This window comes from Streptomyces sp. DH41, from assembly GCF_029813785.1.
Taxonomy (GTDB): domain Bacteria; phylum Actinomycetota; class Actinomycetes; order Streptomycetales; family Streptomycetaceae; genus Streptomyces.
Genome location: NZ_JARVKY010000036.1, coordinates 41,913 through 60,732, shown reverse-complemented (window position 1 = coordinate 60,732; position 18,820 = coordinate 41,913). Strand labels below are relative to the sequence as shown.

Sequence of the window (18,820 nt, the reverse complement as noted above, 5' to 3'; positions counted from 1 at the left end):
CGCATCGACGGCATCCGCCACCCCCACCGACTCGATCAGCAACGAGTCGAGACTCCCGCCACAGCCGCAATCTCATGCCTGACCAGCGGAATCCGCACACGGCATTCGGAAAGAGAACGGCCTCTAAAGCCGTGGAGCCGACCGCCCCAGCCACAGAGGGTGTCTTCCCACCTTCATGCCCGCAGTCGCCGAGCGCGCCGCCGGGCGCGGCCAGCCGGGGCGAAGACAGGAGGCGGGCCGCGCCGTAGAGGCGGCGCGCGCCCGCGCCGTGCGCGGGCCTTGATGAAGTAGGGAAAGTCTTATCCCGCTGGGATGAGGTGCTTGCCGTTATGGCTTCGTACGTGGGGACCGTTGCCGTCCAGGGCATCCAAGAGCCTGACTGCGTAGACCTCGGCCATGTACTTACTCACCTCGTCGGGCGTGAGCCAGGAGACGGCTGTCGACTCGCTGGACGTGCGCTCGACGCCGCCGGAGGGTTTGCACCGGAAGACCAGGGCGACGATGCCTCGGGTGGTGTTCTTGTAGACACCGGTGAGTTCGTCGACCTCGACCTGGATGCCTGTCTCTTCCAGGACCTCGCGGGCGACGCCGGCTTCCGGGGTCTCGTCCAGTTCGAGCACACCGCCGGGGAGTTCCCAGGTGCCGTTGTCGGCTCGGCGGATCGCCAGGAGGCGGCCGTCTTCGCGCACCACTACCCCGGCTACTGACACGGAGTGCAGGGGCGTCGACGTTGCTTCCTGTGGTTGACTCATGTACAGGAGCATAGGAGGCAGAGAAGGACTATGGGAACTGCGGTAGAGGGGGGCAGGTCCGGGCCTCGGTACGTGCAGATCGCGGACGAGATTGTGCAGCAGATCCGGGCGGGTGTGCTCAAGCCCGGTGACATGGTGCCGAGTGAATCGGAGCTGGTGGACCGCTACGGCGTGTCCGGGGGCACGATCCGTAAGGCCATGGTCGAGGTGCGGGCGAGTGGGCTCGTCGAGACCCGGCACGGCAAGGGCTCGATCGTGAAGGACCGGCCGCCGGTGCGGCACCGTTCCTCCGACCGTTTCCGGCGCTCGCTCCGCCAGGGGGGTAAGGCCGCTTATCTCGCGGAGTCTGCGCAGTCCGGCGCCACGGCCAAGGTGAGCGTCCTCTACATCGGGCCCATGGAGTCCCCCGCGGATACCGCCCAGCGGCTCGGTGTCCCCGCCGGCACTCAGGTGCTCGCCCGGCGGCGTCTCTACTTCCGTAACGGCACCCCGGTCGAGACCGCCTCCTCCTACCTCCCGTGGGACGTCGTCAAGGACATCCCCGAGCTGTTCGCCGAGAACCCCGGCGGCGGTGGCATCTACGCCCGACTCGAAGACCACGGGCATGAGTTCGCGGAGTTCGTCGAGACGCTGCAAGCGCGGCCGGCCTCCAAGGCGGAAGCCTCCGAGCTGGCGCTGAGTCCGGGTGCGCCGGTGGTTCACCTGATCCGGGAGGCCCGTACGACCGCCGGAGTCGTGGTGGAGGTCTGCGACACGCTCATGGCCGCTGACCAGTTCGTTTTCGAGTACCGGATCCCTGCGGCCGACTGACGCTCGCTCAACTTCTCGCAACCCGTCGTGACTTCGGTGTCGCGGCGGGTTGACTCATGTACAGGAGTGGTGCACTCTTCTTCATGTCACTCATATACATGAGTGACAGAGTCCAGCACCTATAGAGGAGTGATCCGCTGTGCGTCAGATCCCCGTCGATACCTCCGCTGCGGTCGTGATGGTCGCCAAGACCCCGGAGCCGAAGGTGAAGGACCGCCGGACCGGCGAACTGGCCCTCGACGCCGAGACCGGCGCGAAGCTGATGACCGTGAACGTGATGTTCGCGGCCAACGATGAAGTCGAGATCCTGTCCGTCACCGTTCCGGAGACCGGCATCTCCGGTGAGCTGACCATGGGCACCCCGGTCGCGCTCACGGGTCTGATCGCCCGGCCGTGGGAGAACGACTTCAACGGCCAGAAGCGGCACGGCATCGCCTTCCGCGCGGTCGCCGTCACCTCGCTGGCCACCACGGGCACGGGCTCGAAGGCGGCCTGAGCCATGACGTGGCCGACGGTCTTACTGCTGGTGGTCGTCGCCGCTGCGGGTCTCCTGCGGTGGCGGCGTCCCGCCTGGTACTGGATGACCTTCGGGGTCACCTTCGCTGTCGTGCGCGTCCTGGTCCGCTACGCCTCCGTCATGGAGGCCTGCGGGCTGACGGTCCCGCCCTCGCGCTGGCGCCTCATGCTGGCCCGGATGGCCAACCGCCCGGCACCGGAATCGCGCGCGCCGCGCATCCTGCGGCTGCGGCCCACCCACACCGGCCTGGTCCTTCGGCTCAAACTCCGCCCGGGACAGGACGCCTTCGACGTCGCCGCCGCTTCGGACCGGCTGCGCCACTCCTTCGGGATGTACGGCGTCACCTCCCGTGAGCTGCGCTCCGGGGTGGTCGAGATCCGGATGACCGGCTACGACGTGCTCAAGCGGGTGCAGATGCCGGCCAAGACCGACACCCGACCGATGCGCGTTCCGGTCGCGTTGCGGGAGGACGGCTCGGTGCACTACCGCGACTACCGCGCCGTCCCGCACGGTCTGACCCTCGGCGCTACGGAGTCCGGCAAGTCTGTCTATCAGCGCAACCTCGTGGCCGGGCTCGCCCCGCACCACGTCGCGCTGGTCGGCATCGACTGCAAGCAAGGGGTCGAGCTGTTCCCGCTGGCCCGCCGGTTCTCCGCGCTCGCCGACAACCCGGATACCGCGCTGGAGCTGCTGGAGGCGCTGGTGTCCCACATGCAGGACGTGTATCAGCTCATCCGCGCCGAGCAGCGGATCAGCGTCGCCGTGCCGGATGCGGAGATCGCCGCCGACATCTGGGACCTGCCCGAGGACCTGCGGCCGGTGCCGGTCGTCGTCCTGGTCGACGAGGTCGCCGAACTCGCTCTCTTCGCCAGCAAGGAGGAAGAGAAGCGCAGGGACCGGATCATCACCGCCCTCGTCCGCCTCGCCCAGCTCGGCCGTGCGGCCGGCGTCTACCTGGAGATCTGCGGGCAGCGCTTCGGCTCCGAACTCGGCAAGGGCATCACCATGCTCCGCGCCCAGCTCACCGGCCGCACCGCCCACCGCGTCAACGACGAGACGTCCGCGAACATGGCCTTCGGCGACATCGCCCCGGACGCCGTCCTCGCCGCCATCCAGATCCCCGCCGAGACACGCGGAATCGCCATCGCCGGGGACTCCACCGGCGGCTGGCACCGCATCCGCGCCCCGCACACCACGCTGCGCCAGGCCGTGAACGTCTGCAACAAGCACGCTGACCGCACCCCCGAGCTGCCCGCCCTCGCGCCCTTCCGGCCCGCGGTTGCTCCGCTGCCCTCGGCCCGCGTGCCGCTGTCCAAGACCGCCCCCGCCACCGCCTGACACCTACCCCTCCCACGGACGGCGCGACCGCCCTTCGCGCCGGGTCCCTACCCCCGCCATGCCTGCTCACAGGAAGGAGCCGTGATGGCCCGCCCCGCACTCCGCGTCGACGCCGTACTCGTCCAGGCCGTCATCGCCGGGGCACTGTCCTTCGCCCACCTGCACGACCTCGCCGCCGCTGCCGGACAGACCGGCTGGAAAGCCTGGGCCTATCCCGTCTCTGTCGACCTGCTCCTGGTCGCCGCCTGGCGACGGCTGCGTGCCGACGGGCCGTCCCGGCTGGCCTGGTGCTGGTTCCTCATCGCCCTGGTCGCATCGCTCGGCGCCAACGTCGCCACCGCCGGACTCCTCGACCTCGACGACGTCCCGGCCTGGCTGCGCATCCTCGTCGCCGCCTGGCCCGCCCTCGCCTTCATGGGTGGCACCCTCCTCGCCCACTCGCCCGCGGATCCCCCCTCGGCCCCGCCGGCACCTACCGCCCCGGCCCCGGACTCCGCACCCGAGATGGGGCCCGGACCGGCCCCCGTCACTGAGCCGGCCCGGGCGCCCGAACCCGTCACCGTCCCGGAGGCCGAGGAAACCCCGGCCCTGCCTTCCGCCGTGCCGGTCCCGGCCGCGCTGGTCGACCACGCCCGCAAAGTCGCCGATGACCACCACGCCCGCACCGGTGCCCGGATCGACACCGACACCCTCCGCGCCCGCCTCGGCGTCCCTTCGCACCTTGCCGACGCTATCGCCGCCCAACTCACCTGACCCGGAAGGCAGACATGCCGTGCTCCGTGACCCGGCCGATCTGACCGCAGCCGACTACCTCGACAGTGCTCGCGAGATGACCGCCGCCGACCGGCCCTACCTCGCCCACCTGCTCGCCGAGGAAGCCGCCCAGCGCACCACCGACCCGGCCACCGCCGCCGGCATCCGCGCCACCTTCCCCGACCCGACCGCAACCCGAGAGGAGACCGGCTGACATGCCCGCCCGCGACTTCTTCCACTCCGTCATGCGGATCGGCCCCGTGCAGATCGGCACCCACCGAGACCGCCGGGGCCAGACCAAACACGCCGCCGTGTGCACCAACGACCGCTGCGGCTGGTCCGCCGACTACTCCAGCCAGTCCGCCGCCCAGCTCGCCGCCCGCACTCACCGCTGCCGCGTCAGCTAGGAGACCGACCGATGGACGTCCCGCTCTGGCTCGCGCTGCTCACCGTCGGCTACCTCGGCGTCAAGCTCATCCGCCCGCCCTGGTGGCTCATCGCCGTACTCCTCCTCGGCGGCTTCCTCATCGCCGACAGCGTGCTGGCCCCCGTCGTCAACGGCTTCGTCAAGTAACACGACCCGAAGGGAGAACACCGATGTTCCGTCCCAAGATCCCGGCCAACCCCACGCCCGCCGGCCACCTCATGCCGCCCGTGACCGTGGAGCCGACCACCGTCGTGCCGAGCGAGCAGGTTCCGCCCCCTGTTCCGGTCGCTCCCGCGCCGTCCCGGCCCACGGTGCAGCTCACCCCCGGCACCGCCCTCGCCCTCGTCGGCGGCGGAACGGCCGTCGTCCTGGTCGTCGGCGCCGTCCTGGTCTCGATGCTCCTGGCCGTCGCCATCACCGGCGCCTCGGTCGCCGTCTGCGCCCTGGTGATCCGCTCCCTCGTCCACGCCGACGCCAAACGACGCTGACCGGCCCCCGGGCGGCCTCGATACCGCCAAGCATCCGCCGCCCGGGCGCCGTCCCCAACCGATCTCACAACCGGAAGGAAGCACCCAGCATGGCGCATCGCGCCCTGTCCGCGCCTGAGCCTCTGCTCGACCCGATCACCCTCGGAGACCTCCTCCGCGTCGCCTCGTCCTCCGACTACACCCGATGGGAAGACCAGATCCGCCGCACCGGCGGCTGCTCCGACCCCATCCACCTCACCGGCTGGACCCTCCACAAGGACAAGACCACCGGCGAGACCCTGCACCACTACACCACCGCCGACGAGCCCGGCGGACGCCTCCGCGTCGCCTGCGGCAACCGCCGTGCCTCCCGCTGCCCGGCCTGCGCCTGGACCTACGCGGGCGACACCTATCACCTCATCCGCGCCGGCCTCGCCGGTGACGACCGCCGCGACATCCCCGCCACCGTCCGCGATCACCCGCGCGTCTTCGCCACCCTCACCGCGCCGTCGTTCGGCCCGGTCCACAACCGTCCCGACCATGGCGTCTGCCGCTGCGGCACCGGCCACGCTCTCGACGCGCCTGAACTGGGCACCGCCCTCGACCCGGCGACGTACGACTATGCGGGCGCAGTGCTGTTCAACAACCACGCTGGGCAACTCTGGCAGCGCTTCACCACCCGCCTGCGCCGCGAACTCGCCGCCCGCGCCGGCCTTCCCCGCCGGGAACTCGCCGACCACGTCCGCCTTTCGTACGGCAAGGTCGCTGAGTTCCAGAAGCGTGGTGCCCTGCACTTCCATGCGGTGATCCGGCTCGACGGACCGGAGGGTCCCGGAACGCCGCCGCCCGCGTGGGCCACGGTCGGTGTCCTCGCCGATGCGATCGGTGCGGCTGCGGCCCACTCCTACACCTCGGTCTCCGTACCGGCCGCCGGGGACCAGCCGGCCCGGTCGTTCCGCTGGGGCACACAGCTCGACGTCCGGCCGGTGAGGGCGTTCGGGGACGGCTCCGACATCACCGAACAGGCCGTCGCCTCGTACGTCGCCAAGTACTCCACGAAAGCCGCGGAGAACACCGGCACCCTTGACCGCCGCATCGGGGAACTCTCCGAACTCGACCGCCACCGGGTCCCGGACCACACCCGCCGACTGATCACCGCGTGCCGTGACCTGGACGGCCTGTACCCGGACCGGCGCCTCTGGGCCTGGGCGCACATGCTCGGCTTCCGTGGTCACTTCTCCTCCAAGTCCCGCCACTACTCCACCACCCTCGGCACCCTCCGCCAGGCGCGCGCCGACTACCGCGCCGCACAAGACGCCGGGGGTATCGGCCTGGACGACCGCGAGCCGGACACCGTCCTCGTCCTTACCGACTGGCAGTACGCCGGGCACGGCCACACTCCGGGTGAGTCCGCTCTCGCCGCCACCATCGCTCGGGACATCCGACTCAACCGGGAGACCGCCCGTGAGGCTCTGGCCGCGCTGTCTGCCGACGAGAAGGAGTGGTGACCGTGGACCGCCTCCTCACCGTGGACCAGGTCGCCGAGCGCCTCGGTACGGGCGTCCGCTTCCCCCGCCGCCTCATCGAGGAACGCCGCATCACCTTCGTGAAGGTCGGCCGGCACGTCCGCATCCCCGAGAGCGCCGTAGAGGCGTACGTGGACGCCCACACCGTGGAACCGGTGAGGCTCCGACGTGCCGGGCTGTGGAGGGCTGCCTGATGGCCAATAGGAAGGGAAGGCGTCGGCGCTTCGGTGCGGTGCGGCAGTACCGGTCCGGCCGGTGGACGGCTTCGTACCTCGGGCCCGACGGGGAGCGCAACCGTGCGGAAGAGACCTTCGAGACCAAGAAGGACGCCGAGATCTGGCTGTCCCAGGTAGAGGCAGACCTCAGCCGCGGGGACTGGCGCGCGCCCGACGCCGGTGCGGTCAACTTTGGTACCTACGCCGAGAAGTGGGTCGAGGAACGGGAGCTGGCGGTTCGTACCGAGGACCTGTACCGCCACCTCCTCCGCCTGCACATCCTCCCGACCTTCGGCCCGCTCGACCTGGACGGGATCACGGCACCCCGCGTGCGCGAGTGGCGCGCTGAGCGGCTCCGCACCACCGCCGCCAAGACGACCGTCGCCAAGTCGTACCGCCTCCTCAAGGGCATCCTTGAGACGGCCGTCGACGACGACCTGATCAGCCGCAACCCCTGCCGTATCAAGGGCGCGGGCAAGGAATCCGCCGCTGAACGACGTATCGCCACCGTCACCCAGGTCGACGCCCTCGCCGACGCGATCGGCATCCGCTGGCGCCTGATGGTCTACCTCGGCGCGTACGGCCCGATGCGCCCCGAGGAGCTGGCCGGCCTCCGCCGCCGGGATGTCGATCTCGACCACATGGTGATCCGCGTCCGTGTCGCGGAGCCGGAGCGGACCAACGGCAAACGCGCTCCCGGTGAGACCAAGTCCGATGCCGGTGTCCGGGCCGTCGTGCTCCCGGCCTTCCTGCACAAGGAGGTGAGGCAGCACCTCGCGTGGTTCGCCGAGAAGGAGCCGGACGGTCTGGTCTTCGTCGGTGAGAAGGGCGCACCCTTCCGGCGCACCTCGTTCGGGCGGAAGTGGCGACGGGCCCGCACGGTCGCCGGTCTCCCGGAGGGGTTCCGCTTCTACGATCTCCGGCACACCGGGCACACGCTCTCGACCCGTTCGGGAGCCACCCTCAAGGACACGATGGTCCGCGCCGGCCAGTCGTCCGAGAAGGCCGCGCTGATCTATCAGCACTCCGACGAGGAGCGGCAGCGCGACGTGGCTTCGGGGCTCGACGACATGGTGCGGGCCGAGCGTGCGAAGAACCACACCGGCGACGACGACGCGCACCACAAGGACCAGCCCGGGACCGGGTAGCGCGTCCTTATGGTGCGGTTGTGGTGCGCAGCCTGCCCACTGGTCCAGACAACAAAGAACCCCCGGGTCAATGACCTGGGGGTTTCTGCTGGAGCGGGTGACGAGAATCGAACTCGCACTCTCAGCTTGGGAAGCTGATGTTCTACCACTAAACTACACCCGCGTAGACGCCGACCACGGTCGGTGCCTCGACTCTCGCTCACTCTACCCCATCCCCGCCCCACGGTGTCCGCGCCGTGGGGCGGGTGGGCGTTTCGGGCGGGGTGATGCGGCTGCGGGAGGCCGGAGTTGGGGCGTACGGTGGGGGCCCGGCGGCAGGTCCGGGAGTGGGGCCGGGAGGGCCGGAGTGCCGCCTGGAGAGTCGTCTCTTTGATCCCGTACTGTGGCTTTTGTCGTCAGGGTAGTAAGCCAGACGCGGCTCTTGGGGAAGGGACTTGAAGGACTTGATGGATCGCACCGTCCTCCGCTGTGCCGATGGGCACGTGTTCACCGCCGCCTCGTTCCCGATGCAGCAGGCCGAGCGACTCGGCCCTGGTCGGCTCGTCCGATGTCCGCGGTGTGCGCGGCTGCGGAGTGCCGTGCCGGTGGGTTCGGAGAAGCGGTAGCGGGTCTCCCGCAAGGGAGACCCCCAGCGGAACCCAGTAGGACTCGTAAGGACCCAGTAGGACCGGGCGCGCGGTGCGGCGGCGATTGTCGCTGCTCCGCGCGCCTTGCGTATCCTCGGTGCGTGCTTCTCTCAGACAAGGACATCCGGGCCGAGATCGATTCCGGGCGGGTCCGCATCGATCCCTTCGACGACTCCATGGTGCAGCCGTCGAGTATCGACGTGCGCCTCGACCGCTACTTCCGGGTGTTCGAGAATCACCGGTACCCGCACATCGACCCCTCCGTCGAGCAGACGGACCTGACCCGGCTCGTGGAGCCGGAGGGGGACGAGCCGTTCATCCTGCACCCCGGTGAGTTCGTGCTGGCCAGTACGTACGAGGTCGTCTCACTGCCCGACGACCTCGCGTCGCGGCTGGAGGGGAAGAGCTCGCTCGGGCGCCTCGGACTCGTCACGCACTCCACCGCCGGGTTCATCGACCCCGGCTTCTCCGGACATGTGACGCTCGAGCTCAGCAATCTCGCGACCCTGCCCATCAAGCTGTGGCCGGGGATGAAGATCGGGCAGCTCTGCCTGTTCCGGCTCACGTCGCCGGCCGAGCACCCGTACGGGAGCGAGCGGTACGGGTCCCGTTACCAGGGACAGCGGGGGCCGACGGCCTCGCGGTCCTTCCTCAATTTCCATCGGACCCAGGTATGACCAGCGAGAACGCAGGCGGGACGCGCGCATGAGTGATGTTCGGGAGAATCTGACCTACGAGCAGTTCGGCGTCGCCGTGCGCGAGCTCGCGCAGGCCGTCGCCGACGACGGGTACGAGCCCGACATAGTGCTCTCCATCGCGCGTGGCGGGGTCTTCGTGGCGGGCGGGCTGGCCTACGCCCTCGACTGCAAGAACATCCACCTCGTGAACGTGGAGTTCTACACCGGCGTGGGCACCACGCTGGAGATGCCGGTCATGCTCGCCCCCGTGCCCAACGTCATCGACTTCTCGCGGAAGAAGGTCCTCATCACCGACGACGTCGCGGACACCGGCAAGACGCTCAAGCTGGTGCGGGACTTCTGCCTGGACACCGTCGCCGAGGTCCGCAGCGCCGTGATCTATGAGAAGTCCCACTCGCTCGTCCAGTGCGAGTACGTGTGGAAGCGGACCGACGACTGGATCAACTTCCCGTGGTCGGTTCAGGAGCCCGTCGTGCGGCGGGCCGGACAGGTGCTCGACGCCTGATCCCGGGGACACGGACATACGGAGGGCCCCCGGCATCGAGATGCCGGGGGCCCTCCGTATGTCCGTCAGGCGTCAGAACGTGCCCAGCTTCACGATCGACAGCAGTGCGATCAGCTGGATCGCGGACGCGCCGAGCGCCTTCGGCCAGGGCAGGTCGTGGGAGCGGCCGACCATCAGGGTCAGCAGGGCGCCGGCCGCGACCCAGGTGGCCCAGCCGAGGATCTGGACGAAGGGCGCGTCGCCGCCGGCGAACATCGCGACGACCAGACGCGGGGCGTCCGTGAGCGACATGATGAGCATGGAGAGGCCCACCGTGGGCTGCCAGGCGCCGTCACCGCCGAGCTGGCGGGCCAGGGTGTGGGTGACCACGCCCAGGATGAACGCGCTCAGCACCATCGCCACGGCCGTGGTCAGGACGATCGGGATCGCGTTCGAGAGGGTGGCGTTGATCGCCTCCTCGCGGGCGCCGTCGAAGCCGAAGACCGCCAGCAGGCCGTAGAGGAACGTCACGATGAGCGCCGGGACCCACATCGCGTAGTCCCGCATCTGAAGGAAGGTCTGGTTGGGGGCGAGGACGACACCCCTCAGCAAAGCCTTCCAGTGCAGGCGGGGACCGACCGGGCCGGGCGGCGGGGCGGAGCCGGCGCGGTAGGTCCCGCCCTGGTTGTAGGGGTCGTCGCCGACCGTGAACGCCTGGGTGTGGCCCGGGTTGTTCGCCGCGTACGGGTCGTACGGGGCCTGGCCCCCCTGCGGGTGGTGCGGGCCGCCCTGGGGGTGGCCGCCGTCGCCGAAGTACTCCGGCTCACCGTGTCCTGAGCCGTGCGGCTGCGGCCACGTCGGCCCGCCGGGGGCGGGGCCGCCACCCCCGTACGGCTGCTGCGGGTACGGCTGTTGAGGCGTCGCCGGACCGCCGTACGACGGTCCCTGGGGCGCCTGCTGTCCGTACGGAGGGTTTTGCGGTCGCGCGTGAGGAGCGCCGTTGTCCCGGCCGCGTCCGATCCTGAATCCAGCCACGCCTTCGAACGTACCTGGTCCCGGAGAGTGACGTGCCGGGACCGGCCCTTCGGGGCGCCCTTTGCGGCTGAGCTGTGACATCCCTTACGGGTGTTCCCCGAGGACTCCCCAAGGACTCCCCGGGGTCTCCCCGAGACTTCCCGGAGGGCTCTCCCGAGGTCCTCCCGGCGGATCCCCCCCAAGGTCTCCGGAGGGCTCCCTGAGGGGGGCGCCCGTCGGCAGCGGCGTATCGGTGTACGGCGACACCCCCAGGTCCGTACGGAACCTGGGGGCGTCGGGGCGAGGAGGACGGGCCGGTTACTTCACCGGCTCCGGCGTCGGCTCGCTCTCCGTCTCCGGCTCGCCCGCCGGGTCGGCCGGGGTCCTGACGGAGTCCAGCAGGAGCTGGGCGACGTCGACGACCTGGATGGACTCCTTGGCCTTGCCGTCGTTCTTCTTGCCGTTGACCGAGTCGGTCAGCATGACGAGGCAGAACGGGCAGGCCGTCGAGACGATGTCGGGGTTGACCGAGAGGGCCTCGTCGACGCGCTCGTTGTTGATGCGCTTGCCGATCCGCTCCTCCATCCACATCCGCGCGCCGCCGGCGCCGCAGCAGAAGCCGCGTTCCTTGTGGCGGTGCATCTCCTCGTTGCGGACGCCCGGGACGGCGGCGATGATCTCGCGCGGAGGCGTGTAGATCTTGTTGTGGCGGCCCAGGTAGCACGGGTCGTGGTACGTGATGATGCCCTCGACCGGGGTGACCGGGAGCAGCTTGCCCTCGTCCACCAGGTGCTGGAGCAGCTGGGTGTGGTGGATGACCTCGTAGTCGCCGCCGAGCTGCGGGTACTCGTTGCCGAGCGTGTTGAGGCAGTGCGGGCAGGTGGCGACGATCTTCTTCGCCGACTTGGGCTTCGCCGACTCGGGCAGCACCTTGCCGTCCTCGTCCATCTCCTCGCCGAAGGCGGCGTTGAGAGACATGACGTTCTCCATGCCGAGCTCCTGGAAGAGGGGCTCGTTGCCGAGGCGGCGGGCGGAGTCGCCGGTGCACTTCTCGTCGCCGCCCATGATCGCGAACTTGACGCCCGCGATGTGGAGCAGCTCGGCGAAGGCCTTGGTGGTCTTCTTGGCGCGGTCCTCCAGGGCGCCGGCGCAGCCGACCCAGTACAGGTACTCGACCTCGGTGAGGTCCTCGATGTCCTTGCCGACGACCGGGACCTCGAAGTCCAGCTCCTTGAGCCACTCCAGGCGCTGCTTCTTCGCCAGGCCCCAGGGGTTGCCCTTCTTCTCCAGGTTCTTGAGCATCGTGCCCGCCTCGGACGGGAACGCCGACTCGATCATGACCTGGTAGCGGCGCATGTCGACGATGTGGTCGACGTGCTCGATGTCGACGGGGCACTGCTCGACGCAGGCGCCGCAGGTGGTGCAGGACCACAGGACGTCCGGGTCGATGACGCCGTTCTCCTCGGCGGTGCCGACCAGCGGACGCTCGGCCTCGGCGAGGGCGGCCGCGGGCACGCCCGCAAGCTGCTCCTCGGACGCCTTCTCCTCGCCCTCCATCGTCTTGCCGCCGCCGGCCAGCAGGTAGGGGGCCTTGGCGTGCGCGTGGTCGCGCAGGGACATGATCAGGAGCTTGGGGGAGAGGGGCTTGCCCGTGTTCCAGGCGGGGCACTGCGACTGGCAGCGGCCGCACTCGGTGCAGGTGGAGAAGTCGAGCAGGCCCTTCCAGGAGAAGTGCTCGACCTGGGAGACACCGAAGACGTCGTCGTCGCCGGGGTCGGTGAAGTCGATCGCCTTGCCGCCGGACGTCATCGGGAGCAGCTCGCCGAGAGCGGTGCCGCCCTTCGCGTCGCGCTTGAACCAGATGTTGGGGAAGGCGAGGAAGCGGTGCCAGGCCACGCCCATGTCGGTCTTCAGGGCGACCGTGATCATCCAGATGAAGGAGGTCGCGATCTTCAGGCCGGCGAAGAGGTAGACGAGGTTCTGGAGCGTGGAGACGTCCAGGTCCTGGAGCGCGGAGACGACCGGGTACGAGATGAAGAACGACGCCTCGTAGCCGTCCACGTGGTGGAGGGCGCCCTCCAGCGCGTGCAGCATGAAGATGCAGACGCCGACGATGAGGATGACGGCCTCGACGAAGTACGCCTGGCCGAAGTTGGAGCCGGCGAAGCGGGACTTGCGGCCCGGCTTGTTCGGCTTGCTCAGCTGGCGGATCCCGATCAGGACCAGGATGCCGAGCACCGTCATCGTGCCGATGAACTCGACGAAGACGTTGTACGGGGCCCAGTCGCCGATGACCGGCAGGATCCAGTCGGCCTCGAACAGCTGGCCGATCGCGTTGACGATCGTCAGCAGCAGGGAGAAGAAGCCCACCGCCACGAACCAGTGCGCCACCCCGACGATGCCCCAGCGGTTCATCCGGGTGTGGCCGAGGAACTCCCTGACCACGGTGATGGTGCGCTGTGCGGGTTCGTTGGTCCGCGTGCCGGCCGGTACGGGCTGGCCGAGCCGCATGGAGTTGTAGATCTGCAGGACGGCGCGGCCGAACAGTGCGACGCCGACCACGATCAGGACCAGCGACACGATGATCGCGGCGAGTTGCATTTTGGGGCTCCTCGGGCCTGCGAGGTTACGAGGGGGCGGTATTACTAAGCGGTAACTTATTCAGTTCGTCTGAGAGTACCCCCATCCTCCGCCGCACTGTAGCCGGACGTGCGGTGATCTGCGTCGCTGAGGCAACCCTGACCGGCGGGCCTGGCGTCCGGTCCCGGGGTCTCGCTGAGTCGGACGCGCCATTCATCGCAAATCATGATATTCAGCCTGTTCCCGGCATAGGTTGTGGCCGTGCTCTACGGGATCGCTGCAGCCACCGCCTCCTTTCTCCTCGCCGCCCTGCTCGCCGCGCTGCTGAGGAGGCCCGCCCTGCGCCTCTCCCTCGTCGACCGGCGACGGCAGCGGCCCGTCCCCCTGCTCGGCGGTGTGGCCGTCGCCCTCGTGACCGGGCTGGTCGCGTGGGCGGGGGACCGGACCGGTGCCGTGCCCCTCGGTACGGGGGTCGGCCGGCTGCTCGTGGCCGCGGCGGCCGTCGGCGCCCTCGGCCTGGCCGCCGACGTCTGGCGGCTGCGGCGGCGGTGGCTGATCGCCGGTACGGCCGTCGCGGCGGCGTGCGTGGTGCCGTACGAGGTGACCGGGCCGGTGGCCGGGACGCTCGCCGTGGGCTGGATCGCGCTGGTCGCCGTCGCCTTCCGGGGGCTCGACCACGCGGACGGGGTGGCCGGGACAGTGGGTGTGGTGACCGCCTTCGGTGTCGGCGCGTGCGCCGCGGCGGAGCTGATGGACGGGCTGGCGGGGCTGCTGAGCGCGCTGGCCGCCGCGCTGGCCGGGTTCCTGCTGCACAACGGGCACCCCGCGCGGATCGCGCTCGGCGCGTGCGGGTCGCTCTTCGCGGGCTTCGTGCTCGCCGCGTCGGCCGTGTTCACCCGGGCGGGGCACGAGCCCGGGACCGGCGTGGGGGTGCTGTTCGCGCTGACCGCTCCGGCGGGCGTCGACGCCGTCCTCGTACTCCTCTCGCGCCGGCTGGCGGGCCGGCCCCTGCTGCGCGGCGGACCCGACCATCTCGCGCACCGCCTGCGGCGGCTCGGGCTCACTCCGCAGGGCGCGGTGGTGGTCCTCGGTGTGGCCTCGTTCTGCGGGGTACTCGTGGGCGTGCTCGTGCACACCGGCTGGGCGGGAAGGACGCCGCTGCTGTGGGTGGCGGGCGGAGCGGTCGCCGTGGTGGCGGCGTTGCTGCGGGTGCGGGTCTACGCGCCTCGGAAGCGGCGGACGGGGGTCCGGACCCGGATCGGCGGACCTCGTACGGAACGGACGGAACCGCCGGTGCGGACGGGGCGGACGGAACCGCCGGGGTGGGCGGCGCGGCGGGCGCGGTCCGGGCAGTCGGGGTCGCCCGAATCGCCGGGGCGGCCTCACGAGCGGCCTCATGAGGGGCCTCAGGAGTGGTCCCCGGAGTGGCCTCAGGAGCCCCCCGGGGCAACGGGCGCACCGGCTCGTGCGGCCTTCCGGGCGACGGTTTTCCCGGTTCGCCAGGCCGGGAGTGAGGAGAACGCGCAGGTCAGCGCGTCGTTGCGCGTAAGGAAAGGATAAGAGTTGAGTGACCTCGACTCACCTCTGTTGACCCAGCGACGGGCGTCGTGCACACTTGAGCCTGTTCCACTCAAGTCAGCTGGAGGTTATTCACCATGGCACGTGCGGTCGGCATCGACCTGGGCACGACTAACTCCGTCGTCAGCGTTCTGGAGGGCGGCGAGCCCACCGTCATCACCAACGCCGAGGGCGCCAGGACCACGCCGTCCGTCGTCGCCTTCGCCAAGAACGGCGAGGTGCTGGTCGGCGAGGTGGCCAAGCGCCAGGCGGTCACGAACGTCGACAGGACCATCCGCTCGGTCAAGCGCCACATGGGCACCGACTGGAAGGTCAACCTGGACGGCAAGGACTTCAACCCGCAGCAGATCAGCGCCTTCGTGCTGCAGAAGCTGAAGCGGGACGCCGAGTCCTACCTGGGCGAGAAGGTGACCGACGCGGTCATCACCGTCCCGGCGTACTTCAACGACGCCGAGCGCCAGGCCACCAAGGAGGCCGGTGAGATCGCGGGCCTCAACGTCCTGCGCATCGTCAACGAGCCGACCGCCGCCGCGCTGGCGTACGGCCTGGACAAGGACGAGCAGGTCATCCTGGTCTTCGACCTCGGTGGCGGCACGTTCGACGTCTCGCTGCTGGAGATCGGCGACGGCGTCGTCGAGGTGAAGGCCACCAACGGTGACAACAACCTCGGTGGTGACGACTGGGACCAGCGCGTCGTCGACTACCTGGTCAAGCAGTTCCAGTCCGGCCACGGCGTGGACCTGGGCAAGGACAAGATGGCCCTCCAGCGCCTGCGCGAGGCCGCCGAGAAGGCCAAGATCGAGCTGTCCTCGTCCACCGAGACCTCGATCAACCTGCCCTACATCACGGCGTCCGCCGAGGGCCCGCTGCACCTGGACGAGAAGCTCACCCGCGCCCAGTTCCAGCAGCTGACGTCCGACCTGCTGGAGCGCTGCAAGACGCCGTTCCACAACGTCATCAAGGACGCCGGCATCCAGCTGTCCGAGATCGACCACGTCGTCCTCGTCGGTGGCTCCACCCGGATGCCCGCCGTCGCCGAGCTCGTCAAGGAGCTGACCGGCGGCAAGGACGCCAACAAGGGCGTCAACCCGGACGAGGTCGTCGCCATCGGCGCCGCCCTGCAGGCCGGTGTCCTCAAGGGCGAGGTCAAGGACGTCCTGCTCCTCGACGTCACCCCGCTGTCCCTCGGTATCGAGACCAAGGGCGGCATCATGACCAAGCTGATCGAACGGAACACGACGATCCCGACGAAGCGTTCGGAGATCTTCACCACCGCCGAGGACAACCAGCCCTCCGTGCAGATCCAGGTCTACCAGGGCGAGCGCGAGATCGCGGCGTACAACAAGAAGCTCGGTATGTTCGAGCTGACCGGTCTGCCGCCGGCGCCCCGCGGCGTCCCGCAGATCGAGGTCGCCTTCGACATCGACGCCAACGGCATCATGCACGTCACGGCGAAGGACCTCGGCACCGGCAAGGAGCAGAAGATGACCGTCACCGGCGGCTCCTCGCTGCCGAAGGACGAGGTCGACCGGATGCGCCAGGAGGCCGAGAAGTACGCGGAGGAGGACCACGCCCGCCGCGAGGCCGCCGAGTCCCGCAACCAGGGCGAGCAGCTCGTCTACCAGACCGAGAAGTTCCTCAAGGACAACGAGGACAAGGTCCCCGGCGAGATCAAGACGGAGGTCGAGGAGTCCGTCGCCGAGCTGAAGGAGAAGCTCAAGGGCGAGGACAGCGCCGAGATCCGCACCGCCACGGAGAAGGTCGCCGCCGTCTCGCAGAAGCTGGGCCAGGCCATGTACGCCGACGCCCAGGGCGCGCAGGCCGCCGGCGGCGAGGCCCCGGGCGCCGGTGCCCCCGGTGACAAGGGTGGCGACGACGACGTCGTCGACGCCGAGATCGTGGACGACGAGCGCAAGGACGGTGCCGCGTGACGGAGGAGACCCCGGGTTTCGAGGAGAAGCCCGACGTCCCTTCCGGCGCCACCCCTGACGACGCCGAGCCGAAGGCCGCCTCCGAAGAGGGGGCGGCCCCGGCCGGGGACGCAAGCGAGAACGCGGGCCTGGTGGCCCAGCTGGACCAGGTACGCACGGCGCTGAACGAGCGTACGGCGGACCTCCAGCGACTCCAGGCCGAGTACCAGAACTACCGCCGCAGGGTCGAGCGGGACCGCGTCGCGGTCAAGGAGGTCGCCGTCGCGAACCTCCTGTCCGAGCTGCTTCCCGTACTCGACGACATCGGTCGGGCCCGGGAGCACGGCGAACTCGTCGGCGGCTTCAAGTCCGTCGCGGAGTCGCTGGAAGCGGTCATCGCCAAGATGGGCCTCCAGCAGTTCGGCAAGGAGGGCGAGCCCTTCGACCCGACGATCCACGAGGCCCTGATGCACTCCTACGCGCCGGACGTCACGGAGACGACCTGCGTGGCGATTCTGCAGCCCGGGTACCGGATCGGCGAGCGCACCATCCGCCCCGCGCGGGTGGCGGTCGCCGAGCCGCAGCCGGGCGCGCAGCCGGCCAAGCCGGCCGAGGAGAGCACCGAGGCACAGGCCGACTCCGCGGAGAACGCCGGCAGCGCCGGAAGTACTGGGAACGCCGGGAACGCCGGAAACACCGGGAACAAGGAGAGCGGTGGCCCGGAGGAGGGCTGAGCTCGAAGTGACCGGAGAGGAGGGACGTCGGGGATGAGCACCAAGGACTTCATCGAGAAGGACTACTACAAGGTCCTCGGCGTCCCCAAGGACGCCACCGAGGCCGAGATCAAGAAGGCGTACCGGAAGCTCGCCCGCGAGTACCACCCGGACGCCAACAAGGGGAACGCCAAGGCGGAGGAGCGCTTCAAGGAGATCTCCGAGGCCAACGACATCCTCGGTGACCCCAAGAAGCGCAAGGAGTACGACGAGGCCCGCAGCCTCTTCGGCAACGGCGGTTTCCGACCGGGGCCGGGCGCGGGCGGCGGCGGCACCTTCAACTTCGACCTGGGCGACCTCTTCGGAGGCGGCGCCCAGGGCGGAGGCGGGGGCCAGGGCGGAGCCGGCGGCTTCGGCGGCGGGCTCGGCGACGTCTTCGGGGGCCTGTTCAACCGCACCGGAGCCGGCGGCGCCGGCACCGGCACGCGGACCCAGCCGCGGCGCGGCCAGGACATCGAGTCCGAGGTCACCCTGAGCTTCATGGAGGCCATCGAGGGCGCGACGGTCCCGCTGCGGATGTCCTCGCAGTCACCCTGCAAGGCCTGTTCGGGCACCGGCGACAAGAACGGCACGCCGCGCGTGTGCCCGACCTGCGTCGGCACCGGTCAGGTCGCCCGGGGTTCGGGCGGTGGCTTCTCGCTCACCGACCCGTGCCCGGACTGCAAGGGCCGCGGTCTGATCGCGGAGGACCCCTGCGACGTCTGCAAGGGTTCCGGACGCGCCAAGTCCTCCCGGACGATGCAGGTCCGCATCCCGGCCGGGGTGTCGGACGGACAGCGCATCCGGCTGCGCGGCAAGGGCACGCCGGGCGAGCGGGGCGGCCCGGCGGGTGATCTGTACGTGGTCGTCCACGTCAAGGACCACCCCGTCTTCGGCCGCAAGGGCGACAACCTCACCGTCACGGTCCCGGTCACCTACGCCGAGGCCGCCCTCGGCGGCGAGGTCCGGGTCCCGACCCTGGGTGGCCCGCCCGTCACGCTGAAACTGCCGGCGGGCACACCGGGCGGGCGCACCATGCGCGCCCGGGGCAAGGGCGCGGTCCGTAAGGACGGCACCCGCGGTGACCTTCTGGTCACCGTGGAGGTGAGTGTTCCGAAGGACCTGACGGGGAAGGCTCGTGATGCGCTCGAGGCGTATCGCGAGGCGACCGCGGACGAGGATCCGCGGGCGGAGCTGTTCCAGGCCGCGAAGGGAGCATGACGGA

Annotated in this window: 20 protein-coding genes and 1 tRNA gene; 17 read left to right on the top strand and 4 right to left on the bottom strand. The window is 70.1% G+C overall.

Annotated features, from left to right (window positions below):
* Window positions 1-299: 299 nt before the first annotated feature.
* Window positions 300-764, bottom strand: a complete 465-nt coding sequence (locus QC283_RS36505) for an NUDIX hydrolase (protein WP_279566086.1) — start codon at window positions 762-764, stop codon at window positions 300-302.
* An 18-nt stretch (window positions 765-782) separates the two neighbouring features.
* Between QC283_RS36505 and QC283_RS36500 the strand changes: the two genes are divergently transcribed.
* The 11 genes from QC283_RS36500 to QC283_RS36450 all read left to right on the top strand — a co-directional run bounded on the left by QC283_RS36500 (window position 783) and on the right by QC283_RS36450 (window position 7,953).
* Entirely contained in the window at window positions 783-1,562 is a 780-nt protein-coding gene (locus QC283_RS36500) for a GntR family transcriptional regulator (RefSeq protein ID WP_279566085.1), read from the top strand.
* 139 nt (window positions 1,563-1,701) lie between these two features.
* On the top strand, window positions 1,702-2,058 hold the full coding sequence (locus QC283_RS36495; RefSeq protein WP_279566084.1) for an SCO3933 family regulatory protein: 357 nt from the start codon (window positions 1,702-1,704) through the stop codon (window positions 2,056-2,058).
* A 3-nt stretch (window positions 2,059-2,061) separates the two neighbouring features.
* Window positions 2,062-3,417: an FtsK/SpoIIIE domain-containing protein gene (locus QC283_RS36490; protein ID WP_279566083.1), complete on the top strand. Its 1,356-nt coding sequence runs from the start codon at window positions 2,062-2,064 to the stop codon at window positions 3,415-3,417.
* Between the two features lie 84 nt (window positions 3,418-3,501).
* Window positions 3,502-4,170, top strand: a complete 669-nt coding sequence (locus tag QC283_RS36485) for a DUF2637 domain-containing protein (RefSeq protein WP_279566082.1) — start codon at window positions 3,502-3,504, stop codon at window positions 4,168-4,170.
* 19 nt (window positions 4,171-4,189) lie between these two features.
* Window positions 4,190-4,384, top strand: a complete 195-nt coding sequence (locus QC283_RS36480; protein WP_279566081.1) for a hypothetical protein — start codon at window positions 4,190-4,192, stop codon at window positions 4,382-4,384.
* 1 nt (window position 4,385) lies between these two features.
* Window positions 4,386-4,577: a mobile element transfer protein gene (locus tag QC283_RS36475; protein ID WP_007388789.1), complete on the top strand. Its 192-nt coding sequence runs from the start codon at window positions 4,386-4,388 to the stop codon at window positions 4,575-4,577.
* Between the two features lie 11 nt (window positions 4,578-4,588).
* Entirely contained in the window at window positions 4,589-4,744 is a 156-nt protein-coding gene (locus tag QC283_RS36470; protein WP_279566080.1) for a hypothetical protein, read from the top strand.
* Between the two features lie 23 nt (window positions 4,745-4,767).
* Window positions 4,768-5,085 (top strand): SpdD-like protein, encoded by a 318-nt coding sequence (locus QC283_RS36465; protein ID WP_279566079.1) that lies wholly within the window; start codon window positions 4,768-4,770, stop codon window positions 5,083-5,085.
* An 89-nt stretch (window positions 5,086-5,174) separates the two neighbouring features.
* Complete coding sequence (gene repSA / locus QC283_RS36460; RefSeq protein ID WP_279566078.1) at window positions 5,175-6,572, top strand: replication initiator protein RepSA; 1,398 nt, start codon at window positions 5,175-5,177, stop codon at window positions 6,570-6,572.
* The gene (locus QC283_RS36455; RefSeq protein ID WP_279566077.1) at window positions 6,566-6,784 is read left to right on the top strand and encodes a helix-turn-helix domain-containing protein; all 219 of its coding nucleotides are present in this window, start codon (window positions 6,566-6,568) and stop codon (window positions 6,782-6,784) included. The genes repSA and QC283_RS36455 overlap by 7 nt, the downstream gene beginning before the upstream one ends.
* Window positions 6,784-7,953, top strand: coding sequence for a tyrosine-type recombinase/integrase (locus QC283_RS36450; protein WP_279566076.1), 1,170 nt, complete (start codon window positions 6,784-6,786; stop codon window positions 7,951-7,953). Before QC283_RS36455 ends, QC283_RS36450 begins: the two co-directional genes overlap by 1 nt.
* An 89-nt stretch (window positions 7,954-8,042) precedes the next feature.
* On the opposite strand, the gene QC283_RS36445 is transcribed toward QC283_RS36450, so the two are convergent.
* Window positions 8,043-8,116, bottom strand: a tRNA-Gly gene (locus QC283_RS36445).
* 564 nt (window positions 8,117-8,680) lie between these two features.
* On the opposite strand from QC283_RS36445, the gene dcd reads away from it, so the two are divergent.
* Both dcd and QC283_RS36435 read left to right on the top strand, forming a co-directional pair.
* Window positions 8,681-9,256: a dCTP deaminase gene (dcd, locus tag QC283_RS36440; RefSeq protein ID WP_279566075.1), complete on the top strand. Its 576-nt coding sequence runs from the start codon at window positions 8,681-8,683 to the stop codon at window positions 9,254-9,256.
* Between the two features lie 28 nt (window positions 9,257-9,284).
* A complete protein-coding gene (locus QC283_RS36435) occupies window positions 9,285-9,782 on the top strand; it encodes a phosphoribosyltransferase (protein ID WP_279566074.1) in 498 nt (165 codons plus the stop codon).
* Window positions 9,783-9,854: 72 nt separating this feature from the next.
* Here QC283_RS36435 and QC283_RS36430 read toward each other — a convergent pair whose 3' ends face one another.
* Window positions 9,855-10,877: a YIP1 family protein gene (locus QC283_RS36430; RefSeq protein ID WP_279566073.1), complete on the bottom strand. Its 1,023-nt coding sequence runs from the start codon at window positions 10,875-10,877 to the stop codon at window positions 9,855-9,857.
* Between the two features lie 216 nt (window positions 10,878-11,093).
* Window positions 11,094-13,376 (bottom strand): (Fe-S)-binding protein, encoded by a 2,283-nt coding sequence (locus QC283_RS36425; protein ID WP_279566072.1) that lies wholly within the window; start codon window positions 13,374-13,376, stop codon window positions 11,094-11,096.
* Window positions 13,377-13,616: 240 nt separating this feature from the next.
* Here QC283_RS36425 and QC283_RS36420 point away from each other — a divergent pair, with 240 nt between their 5' ends.
* The 4 genes from QC283_RS36420 to dnaJ all read left to right on the top strand — a co-directional run bounded on the left by QC283_RS36420 (window position 13,617) and on the right by dnaJ (window position 18,816).
* Window positions 13,617-14,915 carry an MraY family glycosyltransferase gene (locus QC283_RS36420; RefSeq protein ID WP_336620685.1) on the top strand — a complete coding sequence of 433 codons (1,299 nt, stop codon included), beginning with the start codon at window positions 13,617-13,619 and terminating at the stop codon, window positions 14,913-14,915.
* A gap of 95 nt (window positions 14,916-15,010) precedes the next feature.
* Window positions 15,011-16,864, top strand: a complete 1,854-nt coding sequence (gene dnaK, locus QC283_RS36415; protein WP_279566071.1) for a molecular chaperone DnaK — start codon at window positions 15,011-15,013, stop codon at window positions 16,862-16,864.
* Window positions 16,861-17,577 (top strand): nucleotide exchange factor GrpE, encoded by a 717-nt coding sequence (gene grpE, locus QC283_RS36410; RefSeq protein WP_279566070.1) that lies wholly within the window; start codon window positions 16,861-16,863, stop codon window positions 17,575-17,577. The genes dnaK and grpE overlap by 4 nt, the downstream gene beginning before the upstream one ends.
* Window positions 17,578-17,610: 33 nt before the next feature.
* Entirely contained in the window at window positions 17,611-18,816 is a 1,206-nt protein-coding gene (gene dnaJ, locus QC283_RS36405; protein WP_279566069.1) for a molecular chaperone DnaJ, read from the top strand.
* Window positions 18,817-18,820 lie beyond the last annotated feature (4 nt).

What these genes read in the sequence shown, in the direction of transcription:
- dnaK (WP_279566071.1), top strand. Translation starts at nt 15,011, where the DNA reads ATGGCACGTGCGGTCGGCATCGACCTGGGCACGACTAACTCCGTCGTC.
- QC283_RS36490 (WP_279566083.1), top strand. Translation starts at nt 2,062, where the DNA reads ATGACGTGGCCGACGGTCTTACTGCTGGTGGTCGTCGCCGCTGCGGGT.
- QC283_RS36425 (WP_279566072.1), bottom strand. Translation starts at nt 13,376, where the DNA reads ATGCAACTCGCCGCGATCATCGTGTCGCTGGTCCTGATCGTGGTCGGC.
- QC283_RS36465 (WP_279566079.1), top strand. Translation starts at nt 4,768, where the DNA reads ATGTTCCGTCCCAAGATCCCGGCCAACCCCACGCCCGCCGGCCACCTC.
- QC283_RS36435 (WP_279566074.1), top strand. Translation starts at nt 9,285, where the DNA reads ATGAGTGATGTTCGGGAGAATCTGACCTACGAGCAGTTCGGCGTCGCC.
- repSA (WP_279566078.1), top strand. Translation starts at nt 5,175, where the DNA reads ATGGCGCATCGCGCCCTGTCCGCGCCTGAGCCTCTGCTCGACCCGATC.
- QC283_RS36500 (WP_279566085.1), top strand. Translation starts at nt 783, where the DNA reads ATGGGAACTGCGGTAGAGGGGGGCAGGTCCGGGCCTCGGTACGTGCAG.
- QC283_RS36450 (WP_279566076.1), top strand. Translation starts at nt 6,784, where the DNA reads ATGGCCAATAGGAAGGGAAGGCGTCGGCGCTTCGGTGCGGTGCGGCAG.
- QC283_RS36470 (WP_279566080.1), top strand. Translation starts at nt 4,589, where the DNA reads ATGGACGTCCCGCTCTGGCTCGCGCTGCTCACCGTCGGCTACCTCGGC.
- QC283_RS36485 (WP_279566082.1), top strand. Translation starts at nt 3,502, where the DNA reads ATGGCCCGCCCCGCACTCCGCGTCGACGCCGTACTCGTCCAGGCCGTC.
- dnaJ (WP_279566069.1), top strand. Translation starts at nt 17,611, where the DNA reads ATGAGCACCAAGGACTTCATCGAGAAGGACTACTACAAGGTCCTCGGC.
- QC283_RS36430 (WP_279566073.1), bottom strand. Translation starts at nt 10,877, where the DNA reads ATGTCACAGCTCAGCCGCAAAGGGCGCCCCGAAGGGCCGGTCCCGGCA.
- QC283_RS36505 (WP_279566086.1), bottom strand. Translation starts at nt 764, where the DNA reads ATGCTCCTGTACATGAGTCAACCACAGGAAGCAACGTCGACGCCCCTG.
- QC283_RS36475 (WP_007388789.1), top strand. Translation starts at nt 4,386, where the DNA reads ATGCCCGCCCGCGACTTCTTCCACTCCGTCATGCGGATCGGCCCCGTG.